Origin of the sequence: Sorangium sp. So ce381 (genome assembly GCF_051473845.1) — a bacterium.
In the GTDB taxonomy this organism is placed as follows: Bacteria; Myxococcota_A; Polyangia; order Polyangiales; family Polyangiaceae; genus Sorangium; species Sorangium atrum.
The window spans coordinates 638586-654283 of sequence record NZ_CP150336.1 but is presented as its reverse complement, the minus strand read 5'-3'; the positions used below and the strand labels follow the sequence as shown (position 1 = coordinate 654283).

At 74.3% G+C, this 15698-nt stretch carries 11 protein-coding genes; 6 read left to right on the top strand and 5 right to left on the bottom strand.

Annotated features, from left to right (window positions below):
- Window positions 1-15 precede the first annotated feature (15 nt).
- On the top strand, window positions 16-1443 hold the full coding sequence (locus WMF29_RS02400; protein ID WP_437327282.1) for an ArnT family glycosyltransferase: 1428 nt from the start codon (window positions 16-18) through the stop codon (window positions 1441-1443).
- A 40-nt stretch (window positions 1444-1483) separates the two neighbouring features.
- Here the strand turns inward: WMF29_RS02400 and WMF29_RS02395 are convergent, their stop codons facing one another.
- A complete protein-coding gene (locus WMF29_RS02395) occupies window positions 1484-2506 on the bottom strand; it encodes an OmpA family protein (RefSeq protein WP_437327281.1) in 1023 nt (340 codons plus the stop codon).
- A 153-nt stretch (window positions 2507-2659) separates the two neighbouring features.
- Here WMF29_RS02395 and WMF29_RS02390 point away from each other — a divergent pair, with 153 nt between their 5' ends.
- The 3 genes from WMF29_RS02390 (at window position 2660) to WMF29_RS02380 (ending at window position 6393) form a co-directional block, all read left to right on the top strand.
- On the top strand, window positions 2660-3613 hold the full coding sequence (locus tag WMF29_RS02390) for a LysM peptidoglycan-binding domain-containing protein (RefSeq protein ID WP_272097532.1): 954 nt from the start codon (window positions 2660-2662) through the stop codon (window positions 3611-3613).
- Window positions 3610-4854: a serine/threonine-protein kinase gene (locus tag WMF29_RS02385; protein WP_437327280.1), complete on the top strand. Its 1245-nt coding sequence runs from the start codon at window positions 3610-3612 to the stop codon at window positions 4852-4854. The genes WMF29_RS02390 and WMF29_RS02385 overlap by 4 nt, the downstream gene beginning before the upstream one ends.
- Window positions 4855-4947: 93 nt before the next feature.
- Window positions 4948-6393, top strand: a complete 1446-nt coding sequence (locus tag WMF29_RS02380; protein WP_437327279.1) for an Ig-like domain-containing protein — start codon at window positions 4948-4950, stop codon at window positions 6391-6393.
- A gap of 3 nt (window positions 6394-6396) precedes the next feature.
- Here the strand turns inward: WMF29_RS02380 and ftsH are convergent, their stop codons facing one another.
- A complete protein-coding gene (gene ftsH / locus WMF29_RS02375) occupies window positions 6397-8256 on the bottom strand; it encodes an ATP-dependent zinc metalloprotease FtsH (protein WP_437327278.1) in 1860 nt (619 codons plus the stop codon).
- 274 nt (window positions 8257-8530) lie between these two features.
- On the opposite strand from ftsH, the gene WMF29_RS02370 reads away from it, so the two are divergent.
- Window positions 8531-9490: a DUF58 domain-containing protein gene (locus WMF29_RS02370; protein WP_437327277.1), complete on the top strand. Its 960-nt coding sequence runs from the start codon at window positions 8531-8533 to the stop codon at window positions 9488-9490.
- A complete protein-coding gene (locus WMF29_RS02365; RefSeq protein WP_437327276.1) occupies window positions 9487-11607 on the top strand; it encodes a VWA domain-containing protein in 2121 nt (706 codons plus the stop codon). The genes WMF29_RS02370 and WMF29_RS02365 overlap by 4 nt, the downstream gene beginning before the upstream one ends.
- Before the next feature lie 15 nt (window positions 11608-11622).
- Here WMF29_RS02365 and panB read toward each other — a convergent pair whose 3' ends face one another.
- From panB to WMF29_RS02350, 3 genes are all read right to left on the bottom strand, one after another.
- A complete protein-coding gene (panB, locus tag WMF29_RS02360) occupies window positions 11623-12570 on the bottom strand; it encodes a 3-methyl-2-oxobutanoate hydroxymethyltransferase (protein ID WP_272097526.1) in 948 nt (315 codons plus the stop codon).
- Between the two features lie 235 nt (window positions 12571-12805).
- Window positions 12806-13435 carry a GNAT family N-acetyltransferase gene (locus tag WMF29_RS02355; protein WP_272097525.1) on the bottom strand — a complete coding sequence of 210 codons (630 nt, stop codon included), beginning with the start codon at window positions 13433-13435 and terminating at the stop codon, window positions 12806-12808.
- A 21-nt stretch (window positions 13436-13456) separates the two neighbouring features.
- The gene (locus WMF29_RS02350) at window positions 13457-15697 is read right to left on the bottom strand and encodes an HD domain-containing phosphohydrolase (protein WP_437327275.1); all 2241 of its coding nucleotides are present in this window, start codon (window positions 15695-15697) and stop codon (window positions 13457-13459) included.
- Between the last annotated feature and the right edge of the window lies 1 nt (window position 15698).

The following is a 15698-nucleotide window of genomic DNA, read 5'->3' as shown; positions in this document are numbered from 1 at the left end:
TACGGCGGGCGCGGCATGTCAGAGCGCGCCGGCGGGGATCTCGCGTTCTCGGCGCTCGCGTTCGCGCTCGCGCTGCTGCCGCGGCTCTACGTGGCGATCGCGTGGGCGCGCGAGCCCGTGTGGGACGGCCATTACTACGATTTCGGCGCGCGCCGCATCGCCGCCGGGCTCGGCTACTCGGACGATCTCATCGTCGGGGGCCAGGCGGTCTGGCATCCGTGGTGCCATTACCCGGTCGGCTACAGCGGGTTCCTCGCCCTCGTTTACAAGCTGTTCGGCGCCGGGCCGCACGTGGCCACCGTCGCGAACGCGGTGACCGGCGCGCTGCTCGTCGTCGTGGTCCACCGCCTCGCCCGGTACGCGACAACGCCGGGGCGCGCCCGCGTGGCGGCGCTCCTCGCGGCGCTCTCGCCGGGGCTCATCCTCTATGCGGCGCTCCTCATGACGGAGCCGCTCGCGGCGCTCGGCCTCGTGACGGCGCCGTGGCTGCTCGCGCGCGACGCCGCGCGGGGCCGCCCGGCCCGCGGCGCGGTCCTCGCGGGCGTGGCGCTCGGGCTCTCGGCGCTGGTGCGGCCCCAGAGCCTGCTCTGCGCGCCGGCTCTGGCGCTGATCTCGTGGCGGGGCGCGGGCGGGGCGTCCGCCGCGTGGAGGCGCGGCGCGCTCACCGCGGCGCTCTCGGCCGCGACGGCCCTCGCCGTGGTGGCGCCGTGGACGATCCGCAACTGCCGCGTGATGGACGGCTGCGCGCTCGTCTCGACGAACGGCGGCTGGAACCTCGCCATCGGCGCGTTCCCGCGCGCGACGGGCCGCTTCGAGACGCTGCGCGCGGGCGACGGCTGCCCGATCGCCCGCGGCCAGGTGGCGCAGGACCGCTGCTGGATGGCCGCCGGGCTTCAGTGGATCAAGGATGATCCAGGTCGCTGGCTGGGCCTGATCCCGAGGAAGCTGGGCTTCACCTTCGATCACGAGTCGTTCCCGATCGGCTATCTCGGCGAGGCGGACCCTGGGGCGTGGCCCGAGGAGCGGCGCGCGGCGGGGCGCCGCGTGCTCACGGCGTCGCACCTCGGCCTGCTGTCCGCCGCGGCGCTCGGCGTCGTGGCGATGCCGCGTCGGAGCCCGCGGCGAGAGCTCGCCGCGCAGCTCCTCGCGCTCGCGGCGGTGCTCGGGCTGGTCGCGCTCGGGGTGTTTGGCGACGGGCACGCGTTCTGGCCGCTCGCGGTGGCGATCCCGCTGATCGCCGCGCTGCCGCTGCCGGGCCGGCCCGCGAACGGGGGTGTCGTCGGCTACCTCGCGTTCGCGGTCGCGTCGGTGGCGCTGACGCACGCCGTGTTCTTCGGCGAGGACCGGTATCACATGGTCGTGACGCCGGCGCTGTGCATCCTCGCGGCGTGCGCGCTGCGGCGAGGCGAGGCGGCGGCTGCGGGGCAGGCGGGCGATCGGTGATGTGACGCAGGCAGCGCCCGGAGGCGCTGGAGGCGACCCGTCAGGGCTTTGGCGCCGCCTCGCTCGGGCCGCCTGCTTTTTCCTTCTCCAACGCTTCCTGGTCCATCACCAGGCCGATCTCGATCCGCCGGTTCTTCGCCCGCCCCTCCGCGGTGGCGTTCGTCGCCGCCGGCGCGAACTCACCGTATCCAGCCGCGGACAGGCTCCCGGGCGCCATGCCCTCGGCGATCAGCGCCTGGACCACCGCCACGGCGCGGGCCGCCGACAGCTCCCAGCTCGACGGGAGGCGCGCGCCCTTCCCCTTCTTGCTCTTCGCGTCGCCGCCGTCGTCGGTGTGTCCGGCGACCTGGAACCTGTGCTCCGGCATCGTCCGCAGCACCGCGGCGATCTCGGCCAGCACCGCGCGGCCCCCGCGCTGGATCTCGGCCTTCCCCGCGGCGAAGAGCGTATCGCTCGGCACCTCGATCACGAGCTGCCCTGCACGGAGCCCGACACGGACCTTCCCCGCGGCGACAGCGCCCTTGAGCCGGTCCACGGCGTCGCGGATCCCGGCCGCCCGCGCCTCCGCCGCCGCCTGCTTCCGGCGCAGATCGTCGAGCTTGGCCCGCGTCTCCGCGAGCTCCGCCGACAGGCTGCCCCGCTCCCCGGCGAGCTGCCCCACGCTCTGCCCGGCGCTCCGGAGCCGCGCCGACAGCTCCTCGTTCATGGCGACGAGCTCGTCGAGCCGCCGCGCGAGCCCCGCCTCGGCCGTCGTCGCCTCGGACAGCCTGAGATCGCGCGCCCGGAGGTCGTCCGCCAGGCGCGCCAGCTCCTCCTCGATGGCGACGACCTGCGCGGACCGCTGCGCGGACTCGGCGCGGGCGCTCTGGGCCTCGGCCCGCGCCTTGTCACCCGCCTCGCGCTCTCTCCGGATCTCCGCGCGTGCCTCGTCGTACAGCGTCTGCCGGACGAGGCAGCCCGGCGTCGCCAGTCCCAGCAGCCCGGCCGTGAGGAGCCGCGCCGCCGCAGGCGAGCGCCGCGAGAGCCACGTCGGGATCCTGCCGGCCGTCGTCGTGTCGTTCATGCGTCGCGCGCACTCTGGCACGAAACGACAGGCGCGACGAAATCGTGGCGAACGTTCCCGGCGCGCCGCCGCGCGAGCCGTCGCGAGCCGTCCCACGACGCGCGAACCCCTGGTACCCTCGGCGGCGTGATGCCTCGGCGAGCTTGGTTTTCCGTGGGCGCCCTCGCAGCGACGACGCTGGTCGGCAGCGCCGCGGCGGCGTTCCCGCACGTCGTCCGCGAGGGCGAGACCCTCGCGCAGATCGCGGAGCGCACTTACGGGCGCGTGCAGATGGAGCAGGTGCTCGTCGCCGCCAACGCGCTCGACGCGGGCGCCGGCGTGCCGATCATGCCCGGCCTGCGGCTGGAGGTGCCCGCGCTCGGCCACCACCGCGTCACCGCGGGCGAGACCTGGGCGATCCTCGCGGAGCGGCTGCTCGGCACCGCCGACCGGAGCGACGTCCTCGCGCTCTCGAACGACACGTGGCCCTGGCTCGAGCCGACCGACGGGCAGGAGATCATCGTGCCGTACAACCTGCGGTACGTCGTCGGCCAGCACGACACCCTGCTCACCATCGCCTATCGCTTCCTGGGCAAGCGGGACCAGGCGTGGATGCTCGACAAGTACAACCACCTCAAGCAGGACCCGCTGCGCCGCGGCATGGTGATCCTCGTCCCGCTCACCGATCTGCCGCTCACGGCCGAGGGCAAGGCCGAGGCCGCGAGCTCCGGCGCGCTCGTGCGCTCCGAGGGGGCCGGCCGCGCGCGCGACGCCCAGCGCCGGGTCGACGCCGAGCTGCCGCAGCTCGCCGGCGACGTGCGGAGCGGCCGCTACATCGACGCGGTGGCGCGGGCGAGCCGCCTGCTCGGCTACGGCGATCTCGCCCGGGTGCAGATCGCCACCGTGCAGCGGCACCTGCTCGAGGCCTACGTCGCGCTCGACGCCACCGGGCTCGCCGAGACCGCGTGCGCCGCGTGGCGCGAGGCCGACCCGGCCGCGCGGCTCGATCCCATCGAGCTCAGCCCGAAGATCGTGCGCGCCTGCACCTCGTCCACGGAGCTGCACCTCAGGGCGCCTTCGCCGGATCCCGCGCCGCCGATCCCGGCGGACGCGGGCGGTGGGCGGTGACCTCGCAGCAGCCCGCGCCCGATCGCCTGCCCGCCGGGCATGGCGTCGCGTCGCGGTACACCGTGGAGTCCGTCATCGGCGAGGGGGCCTCCGGCGTCGTCTACCGCGCCACCCGCGACGAGGACGGCCAGCCCGTCGCGCTGAAGGTGATCCACAGGCACCTCTCGGGAACGCCGCAGATCTTCAGGCGCTATCACCGGGAGGCCGCGATCCTGGAGCGCGTCGAGGGCCCTCACGTCGTCAGGATGCTCGACTTCGTCGAGGAGGGCGGGCTCCTCGTGATCGCGCTGGAGCACATCGACGGCAGCTCGCTCGAGGAGCTCCTGCGGGACCACGCGCCGATCGAGATCGACCTGGCGATCGAGATCGCCCTGCAGATCTGCGCCGCGCTCGAGACCGCGCACGCGGCGGGCGTGGTGCACCGCGATCTCAAGCCGGCCAACGTGCTCATCGAGCGCCCGGACGCGCCGTCGGGCGAGCACGCCGCCGCGCCGTCCCCTCTCGCGGGCCGCGTCCGCGTCGTCGATTTCGGGCTCGCGAAGGTGGTGCACGGCGAGCAGCAGACGACCGGGCTCACCGAGAAGGACATGATCTTCGGGACGCCGGAGTACATGGCGCCGGAGCAGGTGCGCGGGGAGGACGTCGACCCGCGCAGCGACATCTACGCGCTCGGCTGCATCCTCTACGAGATGGCGGTCGGCGCCGTGCCGTTCAGCAAGCGGACGCCCATCGCCGTGATGACGGCGCAGATCGCCGAGCAGCCGCTGCCGCCGCGCGCCAGCGAGCGCTCCGGGCTCATCTCGGCCGGCCTGGAGGCCGTCATCCTGAGGGCCCTCGCCAAGAGCCCTTCCGAGCGGCACCCGAGCGCCAGGGCGTTCGCCGACGCCCTGCGCGCCTGCCGCGAAGAACGGCGCGTCGTGCACCACACCCCCGCGAGCCTCGCGGACGCCGTCTCGATCACCGATCTCGCGCTGGAGCGGACCGGCCTCGATTACGCCGCGCCCCTCCAGGACGGTGCTTCCGCCTCGGGCGTTGGCCACGTCGGCCAGCCGGTTACGCGGTTGGAGAGCGCGATGAGCAGAGCGCTGCCCGAACGCGCGGCCGCGGTGGTCCGGGAGACGGCCGCCATCGCCGCACCGACGGCGGGCGGCACCTCGCGTGAGCTCATCCTCTGGACCGTGGTGGCCATTCTCTGTGCGGCCGCCGGCATCGTGGTCGGCACGCTGTTCGGGGCGCGCTAGAGCGCCGCCGAAGCGCAGCTGGGCCGCGCCTGGCGCGCCGCCATCGGGGGTGCGGCTATGGCGTGGAGCGCGAGGATCGTGGTAATCGTTCTCATGCGTTCCTTGCTGTCCGGCGGCGCTGCCCTCGCGGCTCTCCGCTCTGCTCGGCCCCGGCGGCGGCGCGCTCTCCCCTGCGTCGCCGCCGCGCTCGCCCTCTTCGCCCCCGCGGCCGCGTCGGCCTACGACTCGCTCGCCGTGCCGTGCGCGGACGATCCGCTCCATTGCGCGCGGGGGCCGCTCACATTCCAGCGCAAAGACGCCATCCCGCTCGAGCTCGACTTCGAAACAGGCTGGGTCCCGCCGGGCTCACCCCTGCAAGTCAGCCTCGGGGCGGCGGTCTACGCCAACACCCAGGTCTCGTTGAGCGGAGCGCTCGAGGCGTCGTGGCCAGAGGCGCTCGCGCTCAAGGCGCCAGGCGCCCCGGACGGAGGCGCGTTCAGCTGCGATTACGGACTCGATGTCAGCGCACAGGGACGCATCAGCATTTCCTTCGTGGGCCAGGACGTCGACTGGACGGGCGATATCCCCTATGTGCCCCAGATCGATTTCCAGGTGCACGCCCGCGAGCAGTTCGACGCGTGGGGCTGGGCGCCGGGCATCACGCTGGAGAGCTCCACCGAGCTGCAGCGCATTGCGTCGGTGTCGCTCGGCGACGTCATCGGCGGTTCGATCCCCGGAATCGACGGGAGGTTCGAGCTCGACGTCGCGATGGACGTCGCGGCCCGCTACACGACCCATCGCGTGGCCATCGAGACGCTCGATCAGGCCACGGTGAGCGGAGGCGACATCACCCCCGAGGGCGGAGCCTCCTCCGTGGACTACGTGGGAGGCCCGTCGGTCGAGCTCAACGTTCGTCCGGAGGGCTCGGTGCGGTACGACGGCACGCTCCACCTCGTCCCCGCGTTCAGCGTCAGCCTGCTGGGCCGCTCGTGGTCGATCCCGCTCGCCGACATCCCGCTCGCCTTCCCGCTCACCGAGCGAGAGTGGGTCTTCGAGAGCGAGCGCGTCCATGTGCCGCTCCCGGACCTCGCGCTGGACAAGCAGGAGATCGATTTCGGCGCCGTGGAGGTGGGGCAGGCCAACGTGGAGCTCGTCCGGCTGTCGAACGCGGGGGAGGCGCTACTCGATGCCGTCGTGACGACCGACGACCCGGAGAGCTTCGAGCTCGCGGACGCGGCATTCGGGATCGACCCCGAAACGGAGTTCGACTTCGCGATCCGCTTCGCGCCGAAAGCGAGCGGCGAGCTCGCGGCGACCGTCCTCATCGAGTCCAACGACCCCGACCGACCCGTGCAGAGGATCGCGGTGCGAGGGATCGGCGTCGGCGAGCCCGAGGCCCCGGCAGGCAGCGGCGAGCTCGCGGAGGAGGACGGCGGCTGCGCCTGCCGCGCGGCCGGCGGCGCGCCGCGCGGGGGCGCCGCCGGCGGGGCCTGGGCGGCCGCCGGCCTGTCGCTGGCCGCGCTCGCGGGCGGCCTCAGGCGCCGGCGGCGCGCGGGCTGAGGCTCACGCCGCGCTCGGCGGGCCCACGGCGATCTTCCGGCGCGTCGACACGGCCGCGATCTCCGCCAGATCCTCACCGCGCAGCGTCTCCTTGAGCACGAGCGCATCCGCGACCGCCTCGAGGCCCTCGCGGCGATCGACGAGCAGCTGCTTGGCCTTCAGGTACATCTCGCCGAGCCGCTCCCTCACCTCCTCGTCGACCTCGCGGGCGGTCTCCTCGCTGCACGTGCGCTCCTCCTGGATCACGCCGAGCATCGGCGCGCCGACGGTGCGCGCGAGCGCGGCCAGCCCGAGGCGCCGGCTCATCCCGAGGCGGGTCACCATCTCGCGGACGAGCGCCGTGGCGCGCCCGAGATCGTCGTGCGCGCCGCTCGACACCTGCCCCAGCGCGATCTCCTCCGCCGCCCTGCCGCCGAGCATCACCGTGACGCGCGACTCGATCTCCTGCTCGGTGGCCAGCTGACGCTCGTCGCGGGGCACCTGGATCGTCACGCCGAGCGCGCCGATCGTGCGGGCCACGATGGACACCCGCTCCACCGGATCCGCTGCTGGCAGCGCGAGCGCGACGAGGGCGTGCCCGGCCTCGTGGTAGGCCACGCGCCGCCGCTCCTCCGCGGTCATGATCTGCCCGCGCCGCCGGAGCCCGAGCTGCGAGCGATCGAGCGCCTCGTCGAAATCGGCCTGCCCGATCTCCCTGGCGCCGCGCCGCGCCCCGGCCAGCGCGGCCTCGTTGACGATCTTCGCGAGATCGGCGCCGACCATGCCCGACGTGCGGCGCGCCACGAGCCCGAGATCGACGTCCTTCGCGAGCGGCACCCGCCGCGCGTGGACGGCGAGGATCGCCTCGCGGCCCCGCAGATCGGGCCGATCCACGATGACCTGACGATCGAAGCGCCCGGGCCGCAGGAGGGCCGGATCGAGCACCTCGGGGCGGTTGGTGGCCGCCATCAGGATCACGGTGGTGCGCGCGTCGAAGCCGTCGAGCTCGGCGAGGAGCTGGTGGAGCGTCTGCTCTCGCTCGTCGTGGGTCGCGAGGGCGCCGAGGCCGCCCCGGGTCCTGCCCACGGCGTCGATCTCGTCGATGAACACGATGCTGGGCGCGCTCTTGCGCGCCTCCTCGAAGAGCTCGCGGACCCGCGCGGCCCCGAGCCCCACGAACATCTCGACGAACTCGCTCGCGTTCAGCGAGAAGAACGGCACGTTCGCCTCGCCCGCCACCGCCCGCGCGAGGAGCGTCTTGCCGGTGCCGGGCGGCCCGATGAGCAGGAGGCCGCGCGGGATCCGCCCGCCCAACGAGCGGTACCTCGAGGGCTCCTTGAGGAAGTCGACGACCTCGACGAGCTCGTCCTTGGCCTCATCGACGCCGGCGACGTCGGAGAAGCGCACCGGATCCTGCTTGGATCGATCGTAGATCTTCGCCTTGCTGCGCAGGAACCCGAGCGGCCCGCCGGCCCCCTGCCCCGCCCGCCGCAGCATCATGAAGAACGCCGCGTTGATGAGGAAGAGCGGCAACAGCCAGAGCGCCACCTGCATCCACACCGACGTCTGGGGGTTCTTCGCCTCGATGTGGACCTGCTGGTCGAGCAGCGCCCTCACGATCGGCTCGTCCTGGACGCCGGGCAGCCGCGTCACGCGGACCTGCTCCTCCGGTCGCTGCGGGCTGGCGCGGCGGACCAGCTCGATCTCGTCGGGCTTCACGATCGCCGAGGAGATCTCCCCGCGCCGCACCTCGGCGACCGCCTCGTCGTACGGCACGAGCGGGCGCCCTCGTGACCTGACGATCCCGGAAAGGACCAGGATCCCGACCGCGATCAGCAGGTACCCGAGCCACGCGCGCGACGCCGGCCTCTTCTCGTCAGCCATTCCACGGAGCTGATGTGCGGCGGGCGTCGCCTCGGCAAGCCCTCGCCCCCGGAAGAACGGGAAAGCCCACGAGAAAGCCGCGCGAGGGAGGGAGCCCAGGAGCGCCCCCGAGCGCGGCTCAGCGCCCCTGGCGCGCGGCTGCCGCGCCTCCGATGCACGGCAGCCGCGCGTCCGCCCGCGGCGCCGACGCGCCGTTGCCGCGCCTTCACCCGCAGCGCCGGCGCACGGCTGCCGCAAGGTGATCGCCCCGTGGATCCAGGCTAAGAAGCGGACCGTGCCGCTCGCCTCCGACCGCGCCTCGCTCGCCGCGTTCCCCATCGACTGGGGCGGGCTCGCCCCGCTCCGCCTCAAGTCGCGCGCCGTCGCCGAGGGCGTCTACGCCGGGATGCACCGGAGCGTCCGCAAGGGCGCGGGCGTCGAGTTCGGCGGCCAGCGGCCCTATGTGCCCGGCGACGATCTCCGCTTCTTCGATCGCCGCGCCCTGCTCCGCCACGATCGCCTCATGGTGCGCGAGTTCGAGACCGAGACCGATCGCGCCCTGTGGCTGTGCGTCGACGCGACCGCGTCGATGTCCTACCGCGGCCGGCGCGCGCCCGGCGCCAAGCTGGCCTACGCGGCGCTCATCGCCGCGGCCATGGCCCGCGTCGCGCTCGCGACCGGCGACCCCGTGGGGCTCGCCTGGCTCGGCGGCGCCGGCACCCACGGCCTGCCCGCGATGGCGGGGCGCGAGGCGTTCGAGCGGATCGTCGGCGCCCTCGAGGCCACCTCCGCCGCCCAGGACTGGAGCGGCGACGCCGGCGCCGTCGAGCGCGCGCTCGCGCCCATCGCGAAGAAGGCCCGCCGCGGCGCCGTCGTGCTGCTGATCTCGGATCTCATCGATCTTGCTCATGAATCCGGCGCGGCCCCGTCGGGCGCCGACCGCGCGCTCTCCGCGTTCACGTCGCTGAGCACCGGCGGCCGCACGCTGATCGCCCTCCAGGTCCTCGATCCCAGCGAGGCGGCGCTCGACTTCGAGGGCAACGTGCGCCTCCGCGCCCTCGAGGGCGGCGCGGTCGTGGAGGCCGACGCGGGGGCGGTCCGCGCGCAGTACCAGGCGCGCCTCGCCGCCCTGGCCGAGGTCTGGTCGCGGGCGCTCGCGTCGCGCGGCGGCCGCCTGCTCCGCGCGACGAGCGCCGATCCGCCGACCGACGTCGTCCGCGGGCTCGTGCAGGCGATCGCCGAGGTGCGCCGATGAGCTTCGTCACGCTCGGCGCGCTGCTGGTCGCGCTGCTCGTCGGCGCGCCGATCGCCGCGCACCTCCTGCGCCGCCGCCGCGCCGAGGAGCGGCCGTTCCCGCCGGCGCGCCTGGTCCCGCCCACGCCGCCGACGGCGCGGCGCCGGAGCCTCCTCGAGGACCGCGCCCTCTTCGCCACGCGGGCCGTCTCGGTGCTCGCGCTCGCGGTGCTCGGCGCCACGCCGCTCCTGCGCTGCTCGCACCTGTCGCTCAGCCGCAGGGCCGGCGCGTCGGTCGCGCTCGCCATCGTCATCGACGACTCGCTCAGCATGCGGGCGCGCGCGGACGGCGCCGAGGGCGCCGGGCGATCGAGCCAGGCGTCCTCGCGGTTCGAGCGCGCGCTCACGGCCGCGCGCGAGCTCGCCAGCGGCCTCGCTCCCGGGGACGCCGCGGCGCTCGTCCTCGCGGGCGCCCCGGCCCGCGTCGCCCTCGCGTCGACCACCAACCTCGCCGCCGTCAGCGAGGCGCTCGCCGCGGCGGCGCCGTCGGACCGCGCCACCGACATCGACGGCGCCCTCGCGCTCGCCCGCGATCTGCTCCGGGGGCTGCCTCAGAGCGACAAGCGCATCGTGCTCCTCAGCGACCTCGCGGACGGCACGCCCGGCGCCCCGCCCATCTCCGGCACCCCCGACATCGCCACGTGGGTGCCGCTCCAGGAGCTCGAGGCGACGGGCCAGGACTGCGGGATCGTGCGCGCCGATCGATCCGGCCAGAAGGCGCGCGTCCGCGTCGTCTGCACCGCCGCGTCGACCGCGGCGCGCGGGCCCGACATCGCCGTCGCGCAGCGAGACGGCGGCGCGGACGCGCCGCCCGCCGCGGGCTCCGCCGCCGCAGGCGCCTCCGCCGCGGCGGGGCGATCCCTCGAGGTGCGCGCCGGCGACGCCGTGCTCGGCAAGGTCGCGCTCGATCCGACCCTGCGCGCCGAGGAGCTCTCGATCGACCTCCCCGCCGGGGCGCCCGAGATCCTGATCGCCGCGCTCACCGGCGGCGACGCGATCGCCGAGGACGACCGCGCCCCGATCATCTCCGCCGGCGGCCCGCTCTCGATCGCCGTCGTTGTCGACCCCGCGGCCACGCACGTCGAGACGGGCGGCCCACCGCCGCTCGAGCAGGCCCTCTCGGCGCTCGACCTGGATGCGCAGATCAGGCCGCTGCCCTCCGTCCCGGAGCACGCGGACGAGCTGGCCGCGCACGCCGGGCTCATCGTCGACGACGCGCCCGGCTTCACGCCGGAGGTGCGCCGCTCGCTCGCCGCGTGGGTCGAGCGCGGCGGCGTCGCGCTGCTGACGCTCGGCCAGCGCGCGGCCGCGGCGCCGCTCGGCGCCGGGTTCGAGCCGCTGGTCCCCGGCGTCGTCCGCTGGTCGGCCTCCCCGGTGCCCGGCGTGGATCCGGCGACGGCGGGCTGGCTCGGCCCGTCCGCGCCCGGCCTCGCCGACGTCGCCCCGCGCGGCCGGGCGACGCTGGGCGCGGAGGCCTCCGAGGGCGCCGAGGTGCTCGCGCGGTGGGCGGACGGCGCCCCGTTCCTCGTGCGCCGCCCGCTCGGGCGCGGCGTGGTGCTGTTCATGACGCTGCCCCTCAGCACGGAGGAGAGCGACGTCGCGCTGCGGCCCGCGTTCCTGTCGCTGCTCGACGGCTTCGTCGGCGCCGCGCGCGCCCGCGGCGGCGCGCGGCGCCTCGCCGCGGGCGAGGTGTGGACGTTCGACGGCTACCACGACGTCAAGGTCGAGCGCGTGCGGTTCGATCGCGACGGGGCCCCGCAGGGCTCGCGGTCACGCGAGGCGCTCCCCGTCGCCGAGGTCGAGCGGCGCCTGCGCGTGTCTCCGCCGCTCGCCGGCCTCTACGAGCTCACCCTCGACGGCGAGCGCTCGACGCGCGTCGTGTCCGTCCCGGAGCGCGAGATCGACCTCCGTCCGCGGCGCGTCGCCGAGAGCGCCCGCGCGGCGGAGCTGGGCGGCATGGCCGCGTCGATCGACGGGTCGCCCTACGTCGCGCTGCTGCTGCTCGGATTGCTCGCGGTCGAGCTCCTGCTGCGCTCCATCGCAGGGCGGCAGGAGCCGGCGGAAGGCCGGGCGAGCTGAGGCCGGCCGCCGCGCTCAGTGCGTCTGCCAGTGCGGGGGGATCTCGTCCGCCGGCGCGAACTCGGGCTTGGCCGGCGCGGCGGGCACGGTGGCGGCCCGGCGAGGCCCGTTCGGCTTGAAGCTGTGCTCGGCAGCGGGGAACGTGCGCGACTGCACCTCGTCCACGTAGGCGCGCGTCGCCTCCACGATCTGATCGCCGACCTCGGCGAAGCGCTTCGCGAACTTCGGCGTCAGCTCGCGGAACATCCCGAGCAGGTCGTAACAGACGAGCACCTGCCCGTCGCAGCCGGCCCCGGCGCCGATGCCGATCGTCGGGACGGAGACCGCGGCCGTCACCTCCTGCGCCAGATCCGGCGGGATGGCCTCGAGCACGATCGCGTAGGCGCCCGCCTCGTCGAGGATGCGGGCATCGGCGATGAGGCGCTCGGCCGCCTCGTCGCCCTTGCCCTGCACCTTGAAGCCGCCCATCGCGTGCACCGACTGCGGCGTGAGCCCGAGGTGACCCATCACCGGGATGCCCGCGGCGACGATCCGGCGCACGTGCTCGGCGATCTCCTCGCCTCCCTCGAGCTTGATGCTCTCGAAGCTGCCCTCCTTCATCATGCGCCCGGCGTTCTCGAGCGCGTGCATCGGGGAGAGCTGGAAGCTCATGAACGGCATGTCGCCCACGACGTGGGCCCGCCGCGCGCCGCGCGCCACCGCGCGCCCGTGGTAACAGATCTCCTCGACCGTCACGGGGAGCGTCGTCGTGTGCCCCTGCACGACCATCCCCAGCGAGTCGCCGACGAGCAGCAGATCGGCGCCGCCCTCGTCGAGCAGCCGCGCCATCGTGAAGTCGTAGGCCGTCACCATCGCGATCGGCGAGACCCCTTTGCGGGACCGGATCTCGGGGACCGTGACCTTCGTCGAGCGCTGCGCTGGCCTGCGTGCGCTGCCGCCACCGTTGCCTTGCGGACCGTACATGTGCCTCCGGGTCGCGGCCGCACTCGCGGTCCACGCCTCGGGACAAGCTAGGGCGGTGCCCGCTGCGGGGCAAGACGCGGCGCGCGGCCGTCGCGGGCGGGCAAGCCGCAATCTTCAGCGTTCTCGCCTGGTTACCGACCAGTCGCCGACCGGTGGCCGGCCGCCGGCGGCGTGCGGCCCGGACGCCGCGCAGCGGGCCCTGCAGCGCGGCGGCGCGATCGCGGGAGCGGCCGGATCAACCGTGGCGCGGGCCGGCGCCGCGGACGGGGTGCGCTGTCCCCGTCGTCCGCGAGCCGCCCGGAGGCGCGGACCTCGGGTTGGTCAGCGCGGTCAGGACGTGATCGCGCCAGGCGCCGTCGATGAACAGGTAATCGCGCGCGTACCCCTCGACGGCGAAGCCGAGGCGCCGGAGCAGCCGGCCGCTGCGCTCGTTGTGCGGCAGGTAGTTCGCCATCACCCGGTGGAAGCCGAGCGTGTCGAACATGTACGCGATCCCCGCCTCGATCGCCTCGAACATCAGGCCCGAGCCCACGGCGCGCTGGTCGAGCGAGTAGCCGAGGGTCGCGGCCTGGAAGGCGCCGCGGACGAACTGCGTGAAGTTGCAGACCCCGATCACCTCGCCGCCGGGCGCGCCCCGCCACTGCAGCGCGAGCCGGAGCGCGCGATCCGCGGCGAAGTCCTCGTGGTCCCGGAGGAGGCGCTCGCGCCAGAACGCCTCGGTGTAGAAGCCCTCGGGGCGCGGCGGATCCCACCGCGCCAGGTGGTCGCGGTTGCGCTCGAAATAGGCGAGGTAGCGGCCAGCGAGCTCGACGGAAGGGATGAAGAGGCGCAGCCGCGGGGTCTCGATGCAGACGGGGCTCTTCAAGGGGCCTCCCGCGCGACGCGCCTAGGACAGGGTCCCTTCATCGAGGCGGCGCATCCCTTCGAGGAGCAGCGCCTCCGGTGACGCCGTGATGCTGCGGGTGCTGGGCGAGAAGCTCGGGTCGAGGCGGAAGTCGCCCTCCCGGAGCGTGAGCATCCGGTAGAACGCATCCTCGCCCTGCGCGCCGGCCCAGAGCGCATGGACGACCTGCCCGTCGGCGAAGTGGATCTCGCCGGCCATGGAGTTCGCCTGGATCTTGAGCGCGCACGTCTTCCGGCCGTGCCAGAGGATCTGGATCATGTCCGGCAGGCCCATCTCGGCGAGCGAGCCGGACACGCCGCGGGGCACGGCGGTCGTGGAGCGCCGCTCGATGAGCTGGCGGAGCTTGGCGGCCATGACGTCGGTCGACGCCGGCTTCGAGACGAAGTCGTCGACGCCGAGATCGAAGGCGCGCTGAGCGGTCTGCCGGTCCGTCTTCGCGGTGAGGATGACCCACGTCTTGTCGCGGCCGAAGCCGAGCTTCAGGGCGTCGGCGCGGAGCGCGAGGCCGGCGTCGGGCTCCTCGAGGTCGATCTCGCTGACGACCACCTCGATGTCCTTCGTCTCGAGCTCGCGGCGCGCCTGCGCCACGTTGCGCGCGATCGAGACCTCGAAGCCCTGCTCGAGCAGGCGCAGCTCGAGCACCGTCGTCTCCTCGGGATCCGGGTCGACGATGAGCGCCTGGTGCCGATCGGAGAGCAGCTTCGCGCGCATGTCGTCGCCGGTCATGACCTGGCGGAAGAGATCGACGATGTTCGGATCGAAGATGGTGGCGCGGTACTGGGCCAGCACGTCGCAGGCCTCCGGCGGGCGGAGCGCCTTGCGGTACGGGTTGCGCGGGTTCTGCGTGAGATCGGCGTAGGTGTCCGCGACCGCGAGGATGCGCGCGCCGAGCGGGATCTCCTTGCCCGACAGGCCGTCGGGGAAGCCGCTGCCGTCGTAGCGCTCGTACATCATGCTGATCGCCGAGACGACCTCCTGCGGCAGCCCCACCGACTCCATGAGGTGCGCCGGGAGATCGACGCTCTTCGTCGCGGCGAGCCGGTGCCCCTCGTACTCGGCGACGTTGAGCGCCGTGAGGTGGTACGGGCCGTTCTTGCCGAGGTCGTGCAGGTAGGCCGAGGCCACGTAGCTCGCGACCGTCGTCGGCGGCAGGCCGATGCGCTCGCAGAGCTTGCGCACGATGCGAGCGACCGTGGACGAGTGGCCCCGGAGGTCCTGCCGCGCGTTCTCGAGCAGGCTCACGAGGACGTTGAGCGTCTCGACGTACGCGTGGGTCGTGGTCGGGTGCGCCGGCGGCGGGGGCGGCGCCACGGCGACCGGCGCGGAGATCGGGGCGGGAGCGACCTGCTGCTGCGGAGGCGGCGAAGGAGGCACCGGCGTGGGCGGCGGGCCGGCCGGGGCCACCCGGGGCGGCGCGGAGGGCGCCCGCATCACCGCGGGCACCTGCGGCGCCGTGACGAGCGCCGCCGGCACCGGCGCCGCCTGCGTGGGCGCCGCAGCGTGCGCCGGCTGCACGTGCATCGCCTGCGGGTGCATCGGCGCCGCCTGCGTGGGCGCCGCGTGCGCCGGCGGCATGTGCATCGTCTGCCCGTGCGCCGGCAGCGGGACCGCCGCAGGCACGTGCGTCATCGACGCGCGCTCGTGTGTCATCGACGCGCGCTCGTGTGTCATCGACGCGCGCTCGAAGGGGTTATTGCTGTTGGTGTAGAGGATCTCGTCGAACGAGTTGACCGGGCGCAGCAGCGAGCTGAACGCGGTCGTGTCGCCCCGGTAGTGGTACGCGATGGCCGCGCGGACCGCCGCCGGCCTGGCGACGATGGCGCGTACGTCCCGCACGCCCGCGGCGAGCCGGATCTCGTGCAGCGCGACGTCGTTGTCGGGATCCGCGGTCGCGACCGACAGCGTCGTGTTCCGATCGTCGAGCAGGACCGGGAAGACGCCGTGCAACGTCGCGGTGATCGCCGAGACCTTGGCGAGCACGCGGGGCTCGATGATCGCCTTCGAGAGCTTCTCGGTCGAGACGAAGCGGGTGTTGTGGACGGTCGCGATGAACTTCAGGAGCTCGGCCTCGTTGACGATGTCGAGCTCGATGATGGCGTCCTCGATACGGCCGCGCGTACGCATCGCGTACTCCACCGCACGACGGTGATCGTCCGGGGTGATGCGCCCCTCGAGGACGAGGCGATCGGCAATCCGCTGGTTCAATCCTTGAACGGAAGCCATC

Coding starts and splice junctions, on each gene's coding strand:
- WMF29_RS02400 (WP_437327282.1), top strand. CDS start 16: ATGTCAGAGCGCGCCGGCGGGGATCTCGCGTTCTCGGCGCTCGCGTTC.
- WMF29_RS02395 (WP_437327281.1), bottom strand. CDS start 2,506: ATGAACGACACGACGACGGCCGGCAGGATCCCGACGTGGCTCTCGCGG.
- WMF29_RS02380 (WP_437327279.1), top strand. CDS start 4,948: ATGCGTTCCTTGCTGTCCGGCGGCGCTGCCCTCGCGGCTCTCCGCTCT.
- ftsH (WP_437327278.1), bottom strand. CDS start 8,256: ATGGCTGACGAGAAGAGGCCGGCGTCGCGCGCGTGGCTCGGGTACCTG.
- WMF29_RS02365 (WP_437327276.1), top strand. CDS start 9,487: ATGAGCTTCGTCACGCTCGGCGCGCTGCTGGTCGCGCTGCTCGTCGGC.
- panB (WP_272097526.1), bottom strand. CDS start 12,570: ATGTACGGTCCGCAAGGCAACGGTGGCGGCAGCGCACGCAGGCCAGCG.
- WMF29_RS02350 (WP_437327275.1), bottom strand. CDS start 15,697: ATGGCTTCCGTTCAAGGATTGAACCAGCGGATTGCCGATCGCCTCGTC.